The organism is Streptomyces sp. NPDC005262 (assembly GCF_042872425.1).
Taxonomy (GTDB): domain Bacteria; phylum Actinomycetota; class Actinomycetes; order Streptomycetales; family Streptomycetaceae; genus Streptomyces.
This window is the reverse complement of sequence record NZ_JBIAKK010000002.1, coordinates 682,962-698,657: the sequence shown is the minus strand read 5'-3', so window position 1 is coordinate 698,657 and position 15,696 is coordinate 682,962. Positions and strand designations below refer to the sequence as shown.

General features: G+C 66.1%; 15 protein-coding genes and 2 pseudogenes. 9 read left to right on the top strand and 8 right to left on the bottom strand.

Annotated elements, in window-relative coordinates:
* Positions 1–87: 87 nt before the first annotated feature.
* Entirely contained in the window at positions 88–285 is a 198-nt protein-coding gene (locus ACFYP5_RS08340; protein WP_389032207.1) for a hypothetical protein, read from the top strand.
* A gap of 6 nt (positions 286–291) precedes the next feature.
* Here the strand turns inward: ACFYP5_RS08340 and ACFYP5_RS08335 are convergent, their stop codons facing one another.
* From ACFYP5_RS08335 to ACFYP5_RS08325, 3 genes are all read right to left on the bottom strand, one after another.
* A complete protein-coding gene (locus ACFYP5_RS08335; RefSeq protein ID WP_389032204.1) occupies positions 292–738 on the bottom strand; it encodes a hypothetical protein in 447 nt (148 codons plus the stop codon).
* A 372-nt stretch (positions 739–1,110) separates the two neighbouring features.
* Positions 1,111–3,123, bottom strand: coding sequence for a TerD family protein (locus ACFYP5_RS08330; RefSeq protein ID WP_389032983.1), 2,013 nt, complete (start codon positions 3,121–3,123; stop codon positions 1,111–1,113).
* Between the two features lie 220 nt (positions 3,124–3,343).
* Entirely contained in the window at positions 3,344–3,916 is a 573-nt protein-coding gene (locus ACFYP5_RS08325; RefSeq protein ID WP_389032202.1) for a flavoprotein, read from the bottom strand.
* A 463-nt stretch (positions 3,917–4,379) separates the two neighbouring features.
* Between ACFYP5_RS08325 and ACFYP5_RS08320 the strand changes: the two genes are divergently transcribed.
* Complete coding sequence (locus ACFYP5_RS08320) at positions 4,380–4,817, top strand: hypothetical protein (protein ID WP_389032200.1); 438 nt, start codon at positions 4,380–4,382, stop codon at positions 4,815–4,817.
* A gap of 282 nt (positions 4,818–5,099) precedes the next feature.
* On the opposite strand, the pseudogene ACFYP5_RS08315 reads toward ACFYP5_RS08320, so the two are convergent.
* A pseudogene (locus tag ACFYP5_RS08315) lies at positions 5,100–5,276 on the bottom strand (site-specific integrase); the annotation flags it as partial.
* A gap of 287 nt (positions 5,277–5,563) precedes the next feature.
* On the opposite strand from ACFYP5_RS08315, the gene ACFYP5_RS08310 reads away from it, so the two are divergent.
* Positions 5,564–7,459: an immunoglobulin domain-containing protein gene (locus tag ACFYP5_RS08310; RefSeq protein ID WP_389032198.1), complete on the top strand. Its 1,896-nt coding sequence runs from the start codon at positions 5,564–5,566 to the stop codon at positions 7,457–7,459.
* A 527-nt stretch (positions 7,460–7,986) separates the two neighbouring features.
* Here ACFYP5_RS08310 and ACFYP5_RS08305 read toward each other — a convergent pair.
* From ACFYP5_RS08305 to ACFYP5_RS08295, 3 genes are all read right to left on the bottom strand, one after another.
* Positions 7,987–8,328 carry a hypothetical protein gene (locus tag ACFYP5_RS08305; RefSeq protein ID WP_389032196.1) on the bottom strand — a complete coding sequence of 114 codons (342 nt, stop codon included), beginning with the start codon at positions 8,326–8,328 and terminating at the stop codon, positions 7,987–7,989.
* A 672-nt stretch (positions 8,329–9,000) separates the two neighbouring features.
* Positions 9,001–9,345, bottom strand: a complete 345-nt coding sequence (locus ACFYP5_RS08300) for a hypothetical protein (protein ID WP_389032193.1) — start codon at positions 9,343–9,345, stop codon at positions 9,001–9,003.
* Between the two features lie 5 nt (positions 9,346–9,350).
* Positions 9,351–9,929, bottom strand: coding sequence for a TetR family transcriptional regulator (locus ACFYP5_RS08295; protein WP_389032190.1), 579 nt, complete (start codon positions 9,927–9,929; stop codon positions 9,351–9,353).
* A 119-nt stretch (positions 9,930–10,048) separates the two neighbouring features.
* On the opposite strand from ACFYP5_RS08295, the gene ACFYP5_RS08290 reads away from it, so the two are divergent.
* From ACFYP5_RS08290 to ACFYP5_RS08275, 4 genes are all read left to right on the top strand, one after another.
* Positions 10,049–11,032, top strand: a complete 984-nt coding sequence (locus ACFYP5_RS08290) for an aldo/keto reductase (RefSeq protein WP_389032188.1) — start codon at positions 10,049–10,051, stop codon at positions 11,030–11,032.
* Between the two features lie 126 nt (positions 11,033–11,158).
* On the top strand, positions 11,159–11,563 hold the full coding sequence (locus ACFYP5_RS08285; RefSeq protein ID WP_389032185.1) for a VOC family protein: 405 nt from the start codon (positions 11,159–11,161) through the stop codon (positions 11,561–11,563).
* Positions 11,564–11,826: 263 nt separating this feature from the next.
* Positions 11,827–12,009 carry a hypothetical protein gene (locus ACFYP5_RS08280; protein WP_389032182.1) on the top strand — a complete coding sequence of 61 codons (183 nt, stop codon included), beginning with the start codon at positions 11,827–11,829 and terminating at the stop codon, positions 12,007–12,009.
* An 87-nt stretch (positions 12,010–12,096) separates the two neighbouring features.
* On the top strand, positions 12,097–12,831 hold the full coding sequence (locus ACFYP5_RS08275; protein ID WP_389032179.1) for a translation initiation factor IF-2: 735 nt from the start codon (positions 12,097–12,099) through the stop codon (positions 12,829–12,831).
* Between the two features lie 413 nt (positions 12,832–13,244).
* Here the strand turns inward: ACFYP5_RS08275 and ACFYP5_RS08270 are convergent, their stop codons facing one another.
* Positions 13,245–14,234 carry an NAD(P)H-dependent flavin oxidoreductase gene (locus tag ACFYP5_RS08270; RefSeq protein ID WP_389032177.1) on the bottom strand — a complete coding sequence of 330 codons (990 nt, stop codon included), beginning with the start codon at positions 14,232–14,234 and terminating at the stop codon, positions 13,245–13,247.
* Between the two features lie 31 nt (positions 14,235–14,265).
* Between ACFYP5_RS08270 and ACFYP5_RS08265 the strand changes: the two are divergent.
* Positions 14,266–14,436: pseudogene (locus ACFYP5_RS08265) on the top strand (GntR family transcriptional regulator); the annotation flags it as partial.
* A gap of 25 nt (positions 14,437–14,461) precedes the next feature.
* Positions 14,462–15,034, top strand: a complete 573-nt coding sequence (locus tag ACFYP5_RS08260) for a hypothetical protein (protein WP_389032176.1) — start codon at positions 14,462–14,464, stop codon at positions 15,032–15,034.
* Positions 15,035–15,696: the final 662 nt, after the last annotated feature.

Below are 15,696 nucleotides of genomic sequence, written 5' to 3'. Positions count from 1 at the left end.
TCGAACCGAGCGGTTTGCGGCTCTAACACCCTGTTTCTTCCATAATGCCTACCGGCAGGCACGTAAGGTGACACTCAAACGCGTTGCGTGACGAGACCGAGAGGCGACTGCCGGATGATCGTGCTCAACGAGGTCGCGGTCCACGACCCGTGGGGCTTCGGTTGGGAAGCACTCGTGGCCATCGGCACGCTCGTCCTCGCGATGTTCACCTGGCGGCTGGCCGCACGCACCCGGCAACTCGCCCAGGAGACCGGGGTGGGCCGACGTACCTACGCTGCCGCTTGACCCCGCTCAGTGCGATGGGGCAGTGCTGGGGTCGCTAACCAGCGTGACGCGGATTGCCTGCGCTGTCTGACACGGCCAGACGATCCGACAGGTCGGGCAGTACCCGTCCGGGGCGTAGTAATGCAGTTGCATGACCGTGGTCCGCAGGTTGGCCGCCGTCTTCGGCCACTTCGACGTGTTCAGCCACAGCAGTGCCGCGCCCGCCGCTAGACCGGCGCCTCCCACGATGCCGCCGATCAGAGACATGCTCCAGCCCTGGGATCGGCACTCCGGCTGGAGGGCAATGCTGGTCTCGTCGGTGCCGTAGGTGGTCCGGTCGGAGAGCGCCGCGAAGATGGCCGGTCCGCAGGTCCCGGTGGTGCCGAAGATGCTGATGGTCACGGGGTACATGCAGATCACCCCGCCGATGGCGAGTGCGGCGATGGTGACGAGTGCGGCGGCGAGGCGGCGCATGCATGCTCCTGTGCGGTGAGGGCGGGGCGCCAGTCTCGACGGTTCACGGAATCATTGCAATATCAACTTCAGATCTCCATGGTCTGCAGTCTTCGTCTACACCGGACGCGGCCCTCTCGGTCAGCTTGACAGCACCGGTGCCAGTGCTTTGCGGATCCTGACGGCAGAAGATGACGGCAACAGAGCTGCACACACGGAGACCTTGGCAGTTACGGAGGGACCTTGAGCACTTGTGGTAGCAACGCGGCAGCACGCATGTAGCTGAGAATGAACTCCTAAAGCGGATGTCGAGTCATTCCGACTCCGATGCGCGAGACCGGAGTTGAGGGGCTGGACGTCGGCACCCCCAGGGCCTGGCTGGGACCGCTCCTGTCATCCCGTAGTAGCTGCTTCCGCGGGTTGCGACGAGCGAGCCTGGCGGGTTTCCAGATGTGTGACGACGTTGGCGTAGAAGCGGTCCATGGCGTCGTCGACGCTGCGGATGAAGCCGGACTCTGCGTTGCCACGGGCGCTGCCCACGCTCTTAACGAGGGACAGACGAAAGCCGGTGATCTGGGAGCCGTCCTTCGGGAGGATGTCGCCCGGTTCGGGGCGTAGCCGTTCCAGGGTGGCGCGCGGCCCTCCACCTTCGCCCTGGACGAGGGTCTCGATGTGAAGGTCGGCGGGGGCTTCGGCGAGCTGGCGGATGAGGCGCTTGGCCCAGGTGAGGGGGTAGCCCTGCTCTGGCGCGGGCACTTCGATCGAGGTGCGCAGCTTGCCCGTACGCAGGTCTGCGACGAGGGCCATGATGCCCGGCGTGCCATCGATGTGGATTTCGGCGTTCAGGCGGCCGTTTTCGCAGAAGCTGTCGGCGAGCGCGACACGGCGGGCCTGGGGATCAGTGCCGCGCTTGCCGCGTCGCGGGATAGGCAGAACCTTCTGCCCCAGTTCGCCGCCTAGCCGCAAGCAGACTTGGCGCACGAGTCGTTCCCAGCTCTCGGCCACCTCTACGGCACGCGGATCGCCTTGGCAGAGCGTCTCTTCCTCGATGCCTTTGCGTACCGGAACCCAAGCGGGGCCCATGTTCTGGAAGCCGTGACAGCCGGAGTTTTCGTGCTGGAGATAATGCAGCAACTCATGGAGGAGCCACGCGTGGGCGGCGTTGCCGACGCCTTCGTGGCGGATCAGCATCTGTGCCTGGTGAGTGACCTCCGCCCAGGACAGATGCCACAGCGTGACCTTGTGCTTGCGCCGCCCATCGATTTTGACGTCGACGAGCGGCCTACCTTCGAGGGCCACGTCGTTGGACAGTGTGATCACGGCCTCATAGCCGCGCCGGGCGGCGATGTCCATGTAATCCTGCACTTGCTCAGGCTTCAGGGGATTGCCGTTGGTTTTCGTCTCCATCAGGGCGGTCCACAACTTGCCCGCACGTTCGACGCGGATAACGCCGTCTGGGCGCTTAGGCGTGTCCCGGTGCGGTAGCGAGACCTCGGTGAAGGTCTGCATTCGGCCGGCAGGAGCCCCGAAGGCGGCCGTGAGCCTGCGCCCGAACTCTGGTACCTGGGCCATTACCGAAAGCAGCACGGATGTCGCCCGCATCTCCCGCTCTCGGTCATTCTTCAGGGACGAAGCCGGGAAGAGCCGGGCCTGCCGCCACGCGTCATTCTCGGCGAGCGACTTCTGGGCCGTCTTGGGGAGAGTGACCTTCTTCTTGGCAGTACGAGGACGCCGCGGCCTTGCGGTAGCAGCCTCAGGCGCCGCCGATTGCGCTGGTACGGTCACCGGACTTTCGGCCGGAGCTCCGGCAACCACCGCGGAGGACTCCACACCAGCACCCCCCGCGGGCTCCTCCGGCTCTTCCTCGGGGGCGTCGTCCACATCGATACCGAAGTCCGTAGCCAGACCTGCCAGCCCGGTCTCGTACCCCTGGCCGACAGCGCGGAATTTCCATTCCCCGCCCCGTCGGTACAACTCCCCGAAGAGGAACGCACTTTCCACTCCGGCATCGGTGATGGAAAACCCGAGGAGAGCCTCACCTGTACGGTCGGCGATCGTTATCCGTAGATCGTCCAGATCACCGAACCGTGCGTTTTCGTCACGGCTCGCTGCCACAACAACGCGCTCCACCCCCGACGGTATTGCAGTCAGGTCGAGGCTGATTCGATCCTCGCTCCCAACGGCGGTCGGTGTCTTGCCCAGGAGCTGCACGCTGCCATCAGTTGCGGCTGGATTGTTGTAGAAGAAGAAGTCTGCGTTGCTGCGCACCTTACCGTTCGCGTCCAACAGCAGCACAGAAACATCTGCGTCCCCGTCCCCCGTTGCGCTACACCAAGCGAGGCTCAGGACCACCGAGCTGACGTCCTCGCTTAGAGAAGCAAGCCCGACGTTAGCTCCCTTGACCATTTCCAGCATGTCGCCCCCCAGCGCACCGGCCGGTGCTGAGCCCTCCCCAGGGCAGCCCGGCGCCTCATGAAACTTGTACAGCACGTCCCGCTGTACGAAGTGAACCTTAGCGCCCGGCGCGTGTGTTGCGATATTCGGCCTAGGAAAACAGAACGCGCTTGCTGGCAAGCAGACGTGCACGGGCCAGCTCGCGATTCCATGCGAACTCCTAAGGCGGGTGTCAAGCAGTCTGGGCCGTCAGATGCTGGATGGATTCCAATATCGTGGTCCAGGGGAGCTGTCGAACTGCTGGCCCTTCGCGGGGTTCGTAGAGTGCCCAGACGTCAGGACCGTGGATGAGCTCTACGTCCGCCTTCCGTAGCGTCGCGACGTGTCCGTCCCACGCCGGGTGCCGTACATGTGCTGCGTTGACCCGCGGGAACACCACGACGGGGACGCCGATCGTGCCGAGCGCTTCGTTTACCTGTGTCAGTGCCTGGTTGTCCGCGACGCCCATTGCGAGTTTGGCGACGTAGTTCGCGCTGGCCGGGACGACGACGTAGCAGTCGGCAACCGGGTGTGGGCTAGGGTCAGTCGGCAGGCGAAGTGCATCCCGTACGGGCAGGCCGGTCACAGCCTCCAGGCGTTCGAGCTCGCCGTTCGCCCTGAGCCATCGGCCGGCATTCGGGGTCAGGGTCACGGCTACCTGCCAGCCGAGGGCGATCGCTGGCTCGACCAGGCCGGTGCGTAGTTGCTCAACTCCATCGGCTGCCGCGCCCACGACTCCCAGCACTCCGCGGCTGCCTGCACTCACGGTTCCACCACCCCGCATCGGTCCGTCCCCTCGGCCAGCAGTACAGCAGAGAGGTACCGCAACCACAGCGACTATCAGCAACCTGTTGATCCCTAAACCCCTTGCCGACAGCCCTACAGCCCTCAGCAACCGCGGTGCCGGTAGTTCGCATCGAGGGGTTCGCCAGCTCGCAACAGGTTCACCTTTGCACCATGTGGCCGGATCGCTCCCTTGCCCCCTCTTCGTGCGCCTGTCACACAGTTAGTAGGTGGGGCGACCGGGGAGGGGACGATTTATGTCTGTGTTGGGTGAGGAACAAGCTGTGCCCTCGGCTTGGGCAGTCGAGCGGTTTGGGCGCAGTGCCGGCAAGCTTGCCGCGGCGCTTCCGGTTCAACTGGCTCGGGCACACGGGCGGGCTCACGCCGTACACCTCACGGCCGGGCTCAAGAAGCGGAGCCCGTACGGCTCCACACTGGCCGAAGCGGTGCGCGAGAACTTGGCAGACACGGCACGGGAACTGGGGGAGTCTGTCAGGGACGTGCGGGGATATGAGTACGCCGTAGTCAACGAGCACGCGCTCTTCCCATTCAGGTACGCGGACCGGCCAAGGCCGCTTGACCGGGCTCGTCTCGCCTCCAACACCTCCCCTACGCGACGCCGTCTTTTTCGGGCACATGGTCCGGAGCCTCAGGACGCCCTCTTCGAACTCGACGACGACCTGACAACGGAGGACTACCTCGAACTACACGAGGCCTTCGAGGAGCTGGGTGCGTCCACGAAGCTCGTATGCGTGTTCTTCACGGCAGACCCGGAGAGCGGCATCCATGCGATCCATTGGGGAGATGCGCACCTTGAAACCGACCGCACCTTCACATGGCCCCACAAGGAACAGCTCCCGCTTGCTCTTCAGTTGCTCGAGTGACCGACTGGGGCCCTGACGGAACCGCTGGCGTCGCCGTGCCAGTCGCGTGCCAGATGGCGCGGTCAGTGACGGTTACTTGGGGCGCATAAAGGTGCAGCGCTCCGCAGACTGCCCATGTGCCGCGGCAGGGCTTCTGACCTGGTGGGACTCTCTGAGGGCAGCTGCCAGGCTTACAAAGCAGATGTCGGCGGTTCGAAACCGTCCGCGCCCACCAGTGCAAAGGCCCCCAACCGATCATGGTTGGGGGCCTTTGACATCTACTTTTGACATCAACGGGGGCGGTCACTCACGGCCGGGACGCCGCTTCAGCATGCGGTCCAGGTGGCTCACGGCCTCGCGCTGTGTGTCCTGGACGACGTGGGCATAGACGTTCATCGTGACGGCGATCTGACTGTGCCCGAGGATCTCCATCACGACGCGGGGAGCGACTCCGGCGGCGGTCAGCAGGGTCGCGCAGCCGGATGACTGACGCGGAGCCCGGCGGTCTTGGCCTCGCAAGTGGAAGTGGTGGGCTGCGGAAGTGATAGCGCCAATAGTCGGCTTCGCGCTTCCGCCCGAGGTGCGTCGTCGAGCATGGCGGCCGCCAGCCGTCCCCGCTGACGTCCGTCCGCCTCCGGCGGACGGGGAAGAGCTCGCCGGATCCGCCACGCCGACACCTTCGGTGAGATACATAGAGTCACGTCGATGCTACTTTCCGTGATCGTTCATGGGAGAGTCGAACTCCGTCGATTGGGTGGTGTGCGGTCGTGGTGGGTCTGGGGCGTGCGGGCGGGGTGGCTGCGGCGTGGCGGTCGGCGATGGTGGTACGTGGTCTGTTGGCCGGCCTCATGGCTCTATTGGTGGCCACGGCGGGCTCCGCGGTGGCGGATCCGGTCGGGGTGCCACCCTCGGGTGAGGGGGGCAAGGTCACCGTCTGGGGCGAATATCAGGAAGGGCAGACGAATGTGCCGGCGTCGCTGGACGGCAAGACCGTCACCGCGATTGCCGGCGGGTATTTGCACAGTCTGGCGTTGACCGACGACGGCAAGGTCACCGCCTGGGGCTCCTCGGGGGCGAATGTGCCGGCGTCGCTGGACGGCAAGACCGTCACCGCGATCGCCGCCGGGGGTCATAACGGTCTGGCGGTGACCTCCGACGGCAAGGTCACCGCCTGGGGCTCCAACGACTCTGGGCAGGCCACTGTGCCGGGGTCGCTGGACGGCAAGACCGTCACCGCGATCGCCGCCGGATTCTTCCACAGTCTGGCGTTGACCGACGACGGCAAGGTCACCGCCTGGGGCGAATATCAGGAAGGGCAGACGAATGTGCCGGCGTCGCTGGACGGCAAGACCGTCACCGCAATTGCCGCCGGGGATTTGCACAGTCTGGCGTTGACCTCCGACGGCAAGGTCACCGCCTGGGGCCACAACGTCGAGGGGGAGACGGATGTGCCGGCGTCGCTGGACGGCAAGACCGTCACCGCGATCGCCGCCGGGGGTCGTTACAGTCTGGCGTTGACCTCCGACGGCAAGGTCACCGCCTGGGGCCGCTACTTCTACTACGGGGGCTTCGATCTGCCGAATGTGCCGCCGGCGTCGCTAAACGGCAAGACCGTCATCGCGATCGCCGCCGGGGATTTGCACAGTCTGGCGTTGACCGACGACGGCGAGGTCACCGCCTGGGGCGACAATCAGATCGGGCAGACGAATGTGCCTGCGTCGCTGGTCGGCAAGACTGTCACCGCAATCGCCGCCGGCGGCTACCACAGTCTGGCGATTGTGGCCGTCAACACCCCGCCGGTCATCACCGGGCAGCCGAAGGACCTGACGGTCAACTCCGGTCAGGACGCCACGTTCACCGCTGCTGCTTCGGGTAGGCCTGCTCCGACGGTGCAGTGGCAGCGCCGCAGTGGCGACAACGCGGCGTGGGCCGACATTTCTGGCGCCACCACGAACTCCTACACCCTGAGCAAGGCGACGTCGGCCGACAACGGCAGCCAGTTCCGGGCGATCTTCAGCAACCCGGCCGGTAAGACCGCCACTCAGAGCGCGACTCTGACTGTCAACACACTGCCGGTCATCACCGGGCAGCCGAAGGACCAGACGGTCAACCCCGGTCAGGACCCCAAGTTCACTGCTGCTGCTTCGGGTAGGCCTGCTCCGACGGTGCAGTGGCAGCGCCGCAGTGGCGACAACGCGGCGTGGGCCGACATTCCTGGCGCCACCACGAACTCCTACACCCTGAGCAAGGCGACGTCGGCCGACAACGGCAGTCAGTTCCGGGCGGTCTTCACCAACCCGGCCGGCACCGCCACCACCCAGACCGCCACCCTGACCGTCAATACCCCACCGGTCGTCGTGGAGCAGCCGAAGGACCAGACGGTCAGCCGCGGCGAGGACGCCACGTTCACCGCTGGTGCGTCGGGCAAGCCCACTCCGACGGTGCAGTGGCAGCGCCGCAGTGGCGACAACGCGGCGTGGGCCAACATCCCCGGCGCCACCAAAAACGCCTACACCCTGACGAAGGCCACTCGGGCCGACAACCGCAGCCAGTACCGCGCCGTGTTCACCAACCCGGCCGGCACCGCCACCACCCAGACCGCCACCCTCACGGTCACATGGCACCGACCCCACCACCACTGGCCACATCACCACCATCGCTGAGCCTCACCGAGGCTGGGACCAACCCCGCCGCCATGGGCGCCAATGACGAGCGGGTACGACACCCACGGGACCCACCGCCCGAGGAACACTAGGCCTTCTGACATCCACCGTTGACATCAACGACGCCGGACAGCGGTGGATCGAGAAGGTCATCGGCACACTCGGGACTGCACGCTGAACCCACGTTCACGGGCATCGCGGAAGCCGGAGATCGAACTTACAAAGCAGATGTCGGCGGTTCGAAACCGTCCGCGCCCACCAGCAGTAGGCACGACAAAGGCCCAGGTCACCGGAAGTAAACCGGGAGCCTGGGCCTTGATCTTTCCTCCGCGATTACGGCGGGGGAGGGGCGTCGTGCCACTTACGTGCCAGATGCCTCCCCGGGCTCGTGCGCGGTTGTGTCTGCCGGCCGGACTTTCTTGATCTGCTCGTCGACATGAGCGGCGATGGCTTGGTCGCGTCCGTTGACCAGGTGCTGATAGATCAGCGCCGCCCGGGCCGACGAGTGCCCCATGCGCTGCATCAGCTCACGCGTTGTTGCGCCACCGGTCGCCGCGAGGGTGTTGCCCGTGTGCCGGAGGTCCGTGAAAGTGCACGTCCCCGAGTCCGGCCTCCTCGACAGCCCGCAGCCAGATGCGGCGGAAGTTGCTCCGACGAAGCTGGCCGCCTCGTGCTCCGGTGAAGACCAGACCGGTGCGGCTCGGCTCGGCATGCTTGTCGAGATGCGCCACCAGCTCGCTCCTCAGCGACGCCGGGAACGCGACGGCACGGACGCCAGCCGCGCTCTTTGGGGCTTTGATCAGCAGCACGTCTGTCCGCGTCTCGGCGAGCGCGCGACGTACGGAGACGGTCCGCCGTTCGAGGTCCACGTCACGCCGCTGCAGAGCAAGTGCTCTCTGGTCACATCGAGCGCTCGGCGTGCGTTGTGATGAGGCCCGTCGATCTCCATCACGACAGAGCCTTCGACCATGACCCGGCCGGGGGGCTTCGCGCTGCTCCGGGTGGCGGTGTCCGGATGCATCCGCGCGCATCCGGACGAAAGATGGGACCGTCGAAATCTTGTGTCTTGGAGGCAATGTGGAAGTCCCCACGCGAGTACGCAACGAGGTGTGCGAGGCAGCGGGTGACTCCGAGGACGAGGCTGCGGCCGCGCTTGAGGTAATTCTCCACGCCCTCTCTCAATCTGAAGGGAGGCGTGTTCTCGAGGAACCTTCGGCGCAAGTGATTGTTGATGTTCAGGAGTGGGCGTCGTTGGCGTCGTACGCGGTCGCCCGTACGTACGCTCCACAGTCCCCGCTGCGCTATGCAGGCTTTTCGCGACGTGTCACCCAACTGCTCGTGCGCATCGTTACATTGCTGACTGTCCAACTAAACAAATTGGGGCATATCCTCACAAACCCCACCTTCTCCATCAGTATCAATTTTCCGTGGGGCGTTTCATCTTCCGTCTCCTGGATCTGAGCGTGTCTGGATACCTGCCTGTGGTCGTCATCCGCCCGACGAGTCTGGCGGGCGGCGGGCGGCGGGCGGCGGGTGCGCGTTCACGCGAGCCCTGCGCCGCCACGACGTGCGGCCGCGCTGTGAACCAGACGACCAAGGGTCGCGACGTCGCGATCATCGCTCACCCGCCGCGCGAGGAGATCCAGTTCGACTGGTTTGATCTTCCAATTCCCCCTGATGAGTTGTCTGTTGGGGAACACGCTCCTGCTCGTCGACACTCTGCCGCATTCCGGTCGCTTGGCGCGAAGCACGGCTGCGACCATGTCGTCCAGTCCGTGCTCGGTTACCCCGGGCGGCAGTAAGTCGACCGCCTGGTGAACATGGCCGAGAGCTTCGACAGTGCCATCGTCGACGAGCTTGGGCAGCCAGTGTGAGTGATCCGCCACTTGTTCTATCTGTGCGGTGTGGTGATCCGCCGTACCGCGTCGACGATGGCGTCGCGGTGCCGGCCCAATCGTCGCGTTGACCATGGGTCGCTTCCGCTGGTTGGGCTCATGCCGCCTGTGAGGCTGAACCAGGCTTGGGTCAGCGTCAGCACGAAAGCCACCAGGTCCTCCGGGTCGAACTCCGGCTCGACTCGGCCCTGTTCCTGGGCCGCCGCCACGGCTGTGATCTTGGCGGTGTAGGTGGCGGCCTCCTGGTCGGTGGCGCCGGGGCGCTCCAGCAGCTTCCAGGAGAGCAGCCGCATCAGGTCGGGGTGGGCGACCAGGTTGTCGAAGATCTGTCCCGCGACTCCGGGGAGGTCCGCGGCGTCGAAGGGCACTGTCTCCGCGCCCACGGTGAGCACCCGGTCGATCACGGCGTCGAACAGTTGCTCCTTGTTGCCGAAGTAGGCATAGATCCTTTGCTTGTTCGCGTTGGCCGCCTCGGCGATGCGGTCCACCCGGGCGCCGGCCAGGCCGTACGCGGCGAACTCGGCGAAGGCGGCGTCCAGAAGGCGTGCCTTGGTCGCGGCGGAATCTCGGGGCATGCCGTCACTCTAGCAAGTAACCATCCAGTTGGTTTGACACCTCTGGAGGTGTGCCCCACTATGAAAACCATCCAGTTGGTTAGCTTCTGCTGGATGACCTCGACACAAGGAAGATCACGATGGAACTCCGCCCGCTCGGCAGCCAGGGCCTCGCCGTCTCCGCCCAGGGGCTCGGCCTCATGGGGATGAGCGCCTTCTACGGCAGCACCGATGAGGCCGAATCGCTGGCCACCATCGACCGCGCCCTGGAACTGGGCGTGACCCTGTTCGACACTGCCGAGATCTACGGCCCCTTCATCAACGAGCAGCTACTCGGCAAGGCGCTCACCGGCCGCCGCGATCAGGCCGTGATCGCCACCAAGACCGGAATCGAGATCGGCGACGACGGTGCGGTGACCGGCCTCAACGGGCGCCCCGAGTACATCCGCCGCGCTCTGGACCGCTCCCTGCGCCACCTGAACACCGACTACGTCGATCTCTACTACCTGCACAGGGTCGACCCGCAGGTGCCGATCGAGGACACCGTCGGCGCCATGGGCGAGCTGGTGGACGCCGGCAAGGTCCGTCACATCGGCCTGTCCGAGGTCGCGCCGCAGACCATCCGCCGCGCCCACCGCATCCACCCGCTGACCGCGGTCCAGACCGAGTACTCGCTCTTCGAGCGCGGCATCGAGCAGGACGGGGTCATGGGCACCCTGAACGAGCTCGGGATCGGCCTGGTCGCCTACTCGCCGCTAGGGCGCGGCTTCCTCTCCGGCGCGATCACCGGCCCGGACGACTTCGCCGCCGACGACTACCGCCGCACCGACCCTCGCTTCCAGGGCGAGAACTTCAACCGCAACCTGGCCGTGGTCGACGAGGTCCGCCGGATGGCCGCCGCCAAGAAGGTCACGCCGTCCCAGCTGGCCCTCGCCTGGGTCCTCCACCAGGGCGCGGTCGCCATCCCCGGCACCAAGCGCCGCCGCTACCTGGAGGAGAACAGCGTCGCTGCCGCCGTAACCATCACCGCGGACGAACTGGCCGCCATCGACGCGGTCGCCCCGCACGGGATCGTCTCCGGCGACCGCTACACCCCCGAACAGATGCGGCTTCTCAACGGCTGAGTACCGGGCACGCCGGCAGGCGGCATGCCGGCGGCACGGTCTCTCCCGGAGGCCGAGCTGCAGCAACAACCACTCCTGGACGCTCCCGTTGGTGGCGTCCTCAGTCTCCAGAAAGAGATGAGTACAGTGATCGATCATGTTTTCCTGACGGTGAGCGACATGGACCGCTCGGTCGACTTCTACAACCGGACGTTGAAGCCACTGGGTATGAGCCACGTGATCGACTTCGACGGCTCGACCGGTCCGGAGGGCCACCCCGACCTCAAGGGGTTCGGTACCGACACGGCTTTTGTGTTCTGGTTGCGCGACGGGGTCAGTGAGGGACGTGCCGCGCACGTCGGCTTCACCGCGCCGTCGAAGGAGGCGGTCGACGCGGCGTACGCGGCGGCCATGGCGGCGGGTGCGACCGACAACGGCGCACCCGCGGACCGTCCCTACTACGCTCCTGGGTACTACGCGGCCAGCGTCTTCGATCCTGATGGGTACAGCCTTGAGTTCACGTACAAGGCGTGGCAGTACTCCAAGGACTGACCTGGGTTTTCGCAAGGTCGCGTTGACGGGCGGTGGTCCGGCTTGCTCCGATTCAAGGCGGCAGCTCCAGCACCGGCACCTACGAGGAGCAGATCGGCTACGCCCGATCCGTGGTCGACGGCGACTGGGCGCGCGTAACGGGACGACCGGCTTCGACCACCGCACGATGACCATCTCGTACGACGTCGTCGAGTAGGCCGAGCAGTGCCTCCGCAACATCGAATGCGCGCTGAAGGAAGCGGACCGCACCGGACGCCGTCCAGGTGCGTCATCTCCTCCCCAACCGCGACGACTTCGAGCTGGGCCGGCCCCTGCTACGCGGCCGCTTCGGCGACGTTCAGCCCGCCACCAAGATGATGGTCTGTGGCCTCGCCGACCCCCGGATGAGGATCGACATCGAGGTGCACACCCGCTGCCGAAACCTCACGGGGTGCCCCCACCTCTGATCGCTGCACCGGCTGAGTACGATCACCTACGCCGGTCTGAGTACGCGAGTGGTTGCCCGCCGCGCGCGGCGCCGGAAGGGTGAACGCATGCGCCGACTGCTGCTGCTCGCCCCGCTGTTGCTGTTCGCCGTCGCCTGCGGGGTGGTGCCGTCCTCCGAGGACAAGGCGACGGACGCCGCACGGGAGGTGGCCAGGAAGGCCGGCGAACGGCTCTACGGCCAGCGTCCGCGCACGGCGGAGGAGGTCGGGCGCTCCGCTTCCGGCATCGACGGGGTGGAGGTACTGCGGGTGACGGGTACTTCGACACACGACGGGGACGGCGTCGACGTGGTCGTCCGCACGACCGGCTCGGCGTACGACGGATGGCTCGACCCTGAGGAGGTCGTCGTGCGGCGCTGTTTCGCGGTGCGGGTGTCACCCAAGTCGGAGTGGCGTGAGGATCCCCGTGACGTGGACTGCCCGGATGGCCCGCCGCTGACCTTCGCCCCGCCACCCGAACCGCCCCGGCTGCCCTACGAGGAGCTCCGCGCGAAACTTCCCCGGGTGCCGGAGGGCGGCCGTGTGGACGAGGCCGAGGTGCGCCGTACGCTCGCCGCCCTGGACCTGCATCCGGCGATCCGTACCGAAGTGAAGGCGGCCGGAGGCCGGGTCGGCGTTCTCCTGTCGGTGAAGGGCAACGGCTTCGACGCGCAGGACTGCCTTCTTGCCCGCGTGGGCCCCGGCGCCACCGAGGTGTGGGTGCCGCCCCGGATCCAGCGGATGCCCGGAGAGGGCGGCTGCACCATCGGCAACGCCCTGGACCCGAGACCGTCACCGCACTGAACGGGGGTGCCTGGCTTCGGCGAAAAGCCGCCTGCACCTTCCCCGTGGCCTCCGCGATGTCGCCCATCGCGAGCACCGGCGCCGGAGCGAAAGGACCGCGCTACTACGACTGGGCATGGGTACAGACCGGAGCCGACAAGAACCGGCGCCTGATCCGCCGCAACACCGCAACCGGCGAACTCGCCTCTGGCCGCTCCAACCACTCGGGATCATCGAGTTCGCGCAACAGGGTCAGCAAGTCTGCTTCGTGTTTCGTCACGCACGAGTCTTGGCGGATCAGCCGTGGACCTCGCCGGCCCGATATCGCTCATTCAAGTTCCTTACGTTGATGATGGGTTGATTCCGGTCACTCGTAGGATCGGGAGGCCCAGGGGCACTGGGTGTGGCTGTCAAGTTCATGCCGCAGGAGTGGCTCAAGGCCGAGTTCGCTTCGGAGCACGGTTATCTGTGAGTGCTGCAGCTGCGGTGAGGACAGTCTCTGCTTCCTGCAAGATGCCGCGCAGGATCTCGCTTGCGGGGAGGATGTCGTGGACGAGTGCGGCAGATTGGCCGGTGAAGGGCAGATATTCATCGCCGCGCCCGCGGCTGATGGCCTCCATCAAACGCGGAATGGCGTCCTCGGGGTTCACTTGCTCAGGGTGATCACGGAGGGTATCCACCAGATCGGTACGCAGCGCGCGGGGAACGCCGTAGCTGCCGGGACGCGAGTAGGGCGGGAGGACCCGTTCGCTGTTGAGGGCCTTGACGGCGTCCACAGCGTCCGCCCGGACAATCCGTTGCTTCCACTCGTCGGAAATGTTCATCTCGGTGGAGGCGAGGAAGCGCGTGCCCATCGAGACGCCCTGGGCCCCCAAAGCGAACGCCGCGGCGACGCCCCGGCCGTCTGCGATGCCGCCGGCAGCGACGACCGGAGTGTCGCCTGCCATGTCAACGACCTGCGGGACCAGCACCATGGTGCTCACGTCGCCACTGTGGCCTCCGGCTTCGCTGCCTTGGGCAATGAAGACGTCGGCTCCTGCGTCCAGCGCTTGAGCCGCCTGGCGAGCGTCCGTCACCTGCTGGATCCACATGATTCCTGAAGCATGAGCCTGGGCGATCAGGTCCTCGGGAACCGCCAGGTGGAAGGAGATGGCCGCGGGCCCTTCTTCGAGCGTGGCCTCAAAGGCTTCTTCATCGAACGGCCGTGTCGTGTGGTTGACCGCGAAGGGGCGATCGGTCAGCTCACGCAATCGGGACCACTGCCCCCTCAACTCAGGCACGGTCCGAGCCGCACTGCCCAGGCTGCCAAGACCGCCCGTAGTGCAAATGGAAGCAGCCAGGGCGACTTCGTCCCAGGGACCGAACGGGGCGCAAATAATGGGCGTCTCGATGCCGAGCAGTTCACACAACGGGGTGTAGAACATCACTGCCTCCGCCTCAGCAGGATCATGGAGAGACCTGTGCGTCCGCACCGTGTACGAGTTCCTCGCCGACGGTCGGCCCGTTCAGCTGTCGACGAGTTGGGAGCCGTACGACCTCACCACCGGCACCCTCGTAGTCCTCCCCGAGGGCGGGCCTCACGCCGGGACGGGCGTCGTGAACCGGATGGCCGAGATCGGCATCACCGGCGACGGCGGCAGGACCCGTCTGGGTGGAGAGCCGCGACGGTGCAGCCCTGCAGGAGTTCTGGAAGGAGCAAGGCTGCGATGGGGTGGACGCCGTCGTGACCACCATGCAGGTTGTCGGATGCGGGCTCGCCCAAGCTCAGGAGATGTTCTTCGCTGCACCCTGCCGGGCCGCCGAGCTCGACTTCCACAACGCAGTCATGGATAGCTGCGAGGAGGTGTCGGAGCTTCTTCCTGTTGTGGCCGTAGGCCGTGAGGGGCGTGGCAGTTCGGGCACAGAGCGACTAGCCCTGCTGCTGTTGCTGCCCACCGAAGCCGAAGCCCGGCAGGCCGCCCTGCTGCTGTTGCTGCCCACCGAAGCCAAAGCCCGGCAGGCCGCCCTGCTGCTGTTGCTGCCGGCCTCCCTGCTGCTGTTGCCGCACAAAGGAGCACGGCAGGCCGCCCTGCTGCTGTTGCTGTCCGCCCTGTTGCTGTTGCTGCGCAGGGAAGCACGGCAGGCCGCCCCGCTGCTGTTGCTGCTGACCCGGGAAACGCGGTTGGTCGATGGTCGTTGGCGCTGCCTTCGCGGGGGCCGATGCCGCCACAGCGGCTGGGGGTGAGGCACTGGCCGTTTCCGCGGCGAAACCTGCTGGGAACGCCAGAGAAGCGATGAGCAGTGGGCTGAGCCGGACGAGGTACCGCTTGCCACGCATGACTTTCTCCCTTCGACTACCGGAGCGAAAGACAGGCGCTCGTTCACGAACGGTGTCCCCTCTCAACACCTCTTAGGGACGAGCGCTGCTCCCAGCAGGAGCTTCACACTCGGCCGAGCGCACAGCAAGAAACCGACCATCCTAGGAGTAGAGGTCTCCGGTAATAACCATCCGCAACAGTCGCCGTGAGGAAGATCGGCTACCGGCAATCTTTGTGACGATCATCGGGAAAGTTGACGAAAACGGGCTCTCGCCGTGGATCGAAACTACTGACAGCAGAGCGCTAAGGGCTGTCCCGTAATCCCTGGCCGCCAGGGGTTACGGGACAGCCCTTGGCCCGCGTACACCGGCCGCCGCCACTCGAATCCCGGCGGCGCTGACCTCACGCGACAGCCGGGCCGCCAGACGGCTCCCGCTCCGGAGAGAACGCACCACACAGGCACATGAGCCCTCATCAGGGAACCGATGAGGGCTCATGGCCGATCGAGGCCAACGACCAACTACGGGCGCAGGACGCTGGCGGAGAGCTCACACGGCGTCCGGTCCATCACTGGGCGGTGGTCGGCTGT

What these genes read in the sequence shown, in the direction of transcription:
- ACFYP5_RS08290 (WP_389032188.1), top strand. Translation starts at nt 10,049, where the DNA reads ATGGAACTCCGCCCGCTCGGCAGCCAGGGCCTCGCCGTCTCCGCCCAG.
- ACFYP5_RS08295 (WP_389032190.1), bottom strand. Translation starts at nt 9,929, where the DNA reads ATGCCCCGAGATTCCGCCGCGACCAAGGCACGCCTTCTGGACGCCGCC.
- ACFYP5_RS08275 (WP_389032179.1), top strand. Translation starts at nt 12,097, where the DNA reads ATGCGCCGACTGCTGCTGCTCGCCCCGCTGTTGCTGTTCGCCGTCGCC.
- ACFYP5_RS08330 (WP_389032983.1), bottom strand. Translation starts at nt 3,123, where the DNA reads ATGGTCAAGGGAGCTAACGTCGGGCTTGCTTCTCTAAGCGAGGACGTC.
- ACFYP5_RS08270 (WP_389032177.1), bottom strand. Translation starts at nt 14,234, where the DNA reads ATGTTCTACACCCCGTTGTGTGAACTGCTCGGCATCGAGACGCCCATT.
- ACFYP5_RS08335 (WP_389032204.1), bottom strand. Translation starts at nt 738, where the DNA reads ATGCGCCGCCTCGCCGCCGCACTCGTCACCATCGCCGCACTCGCCATC.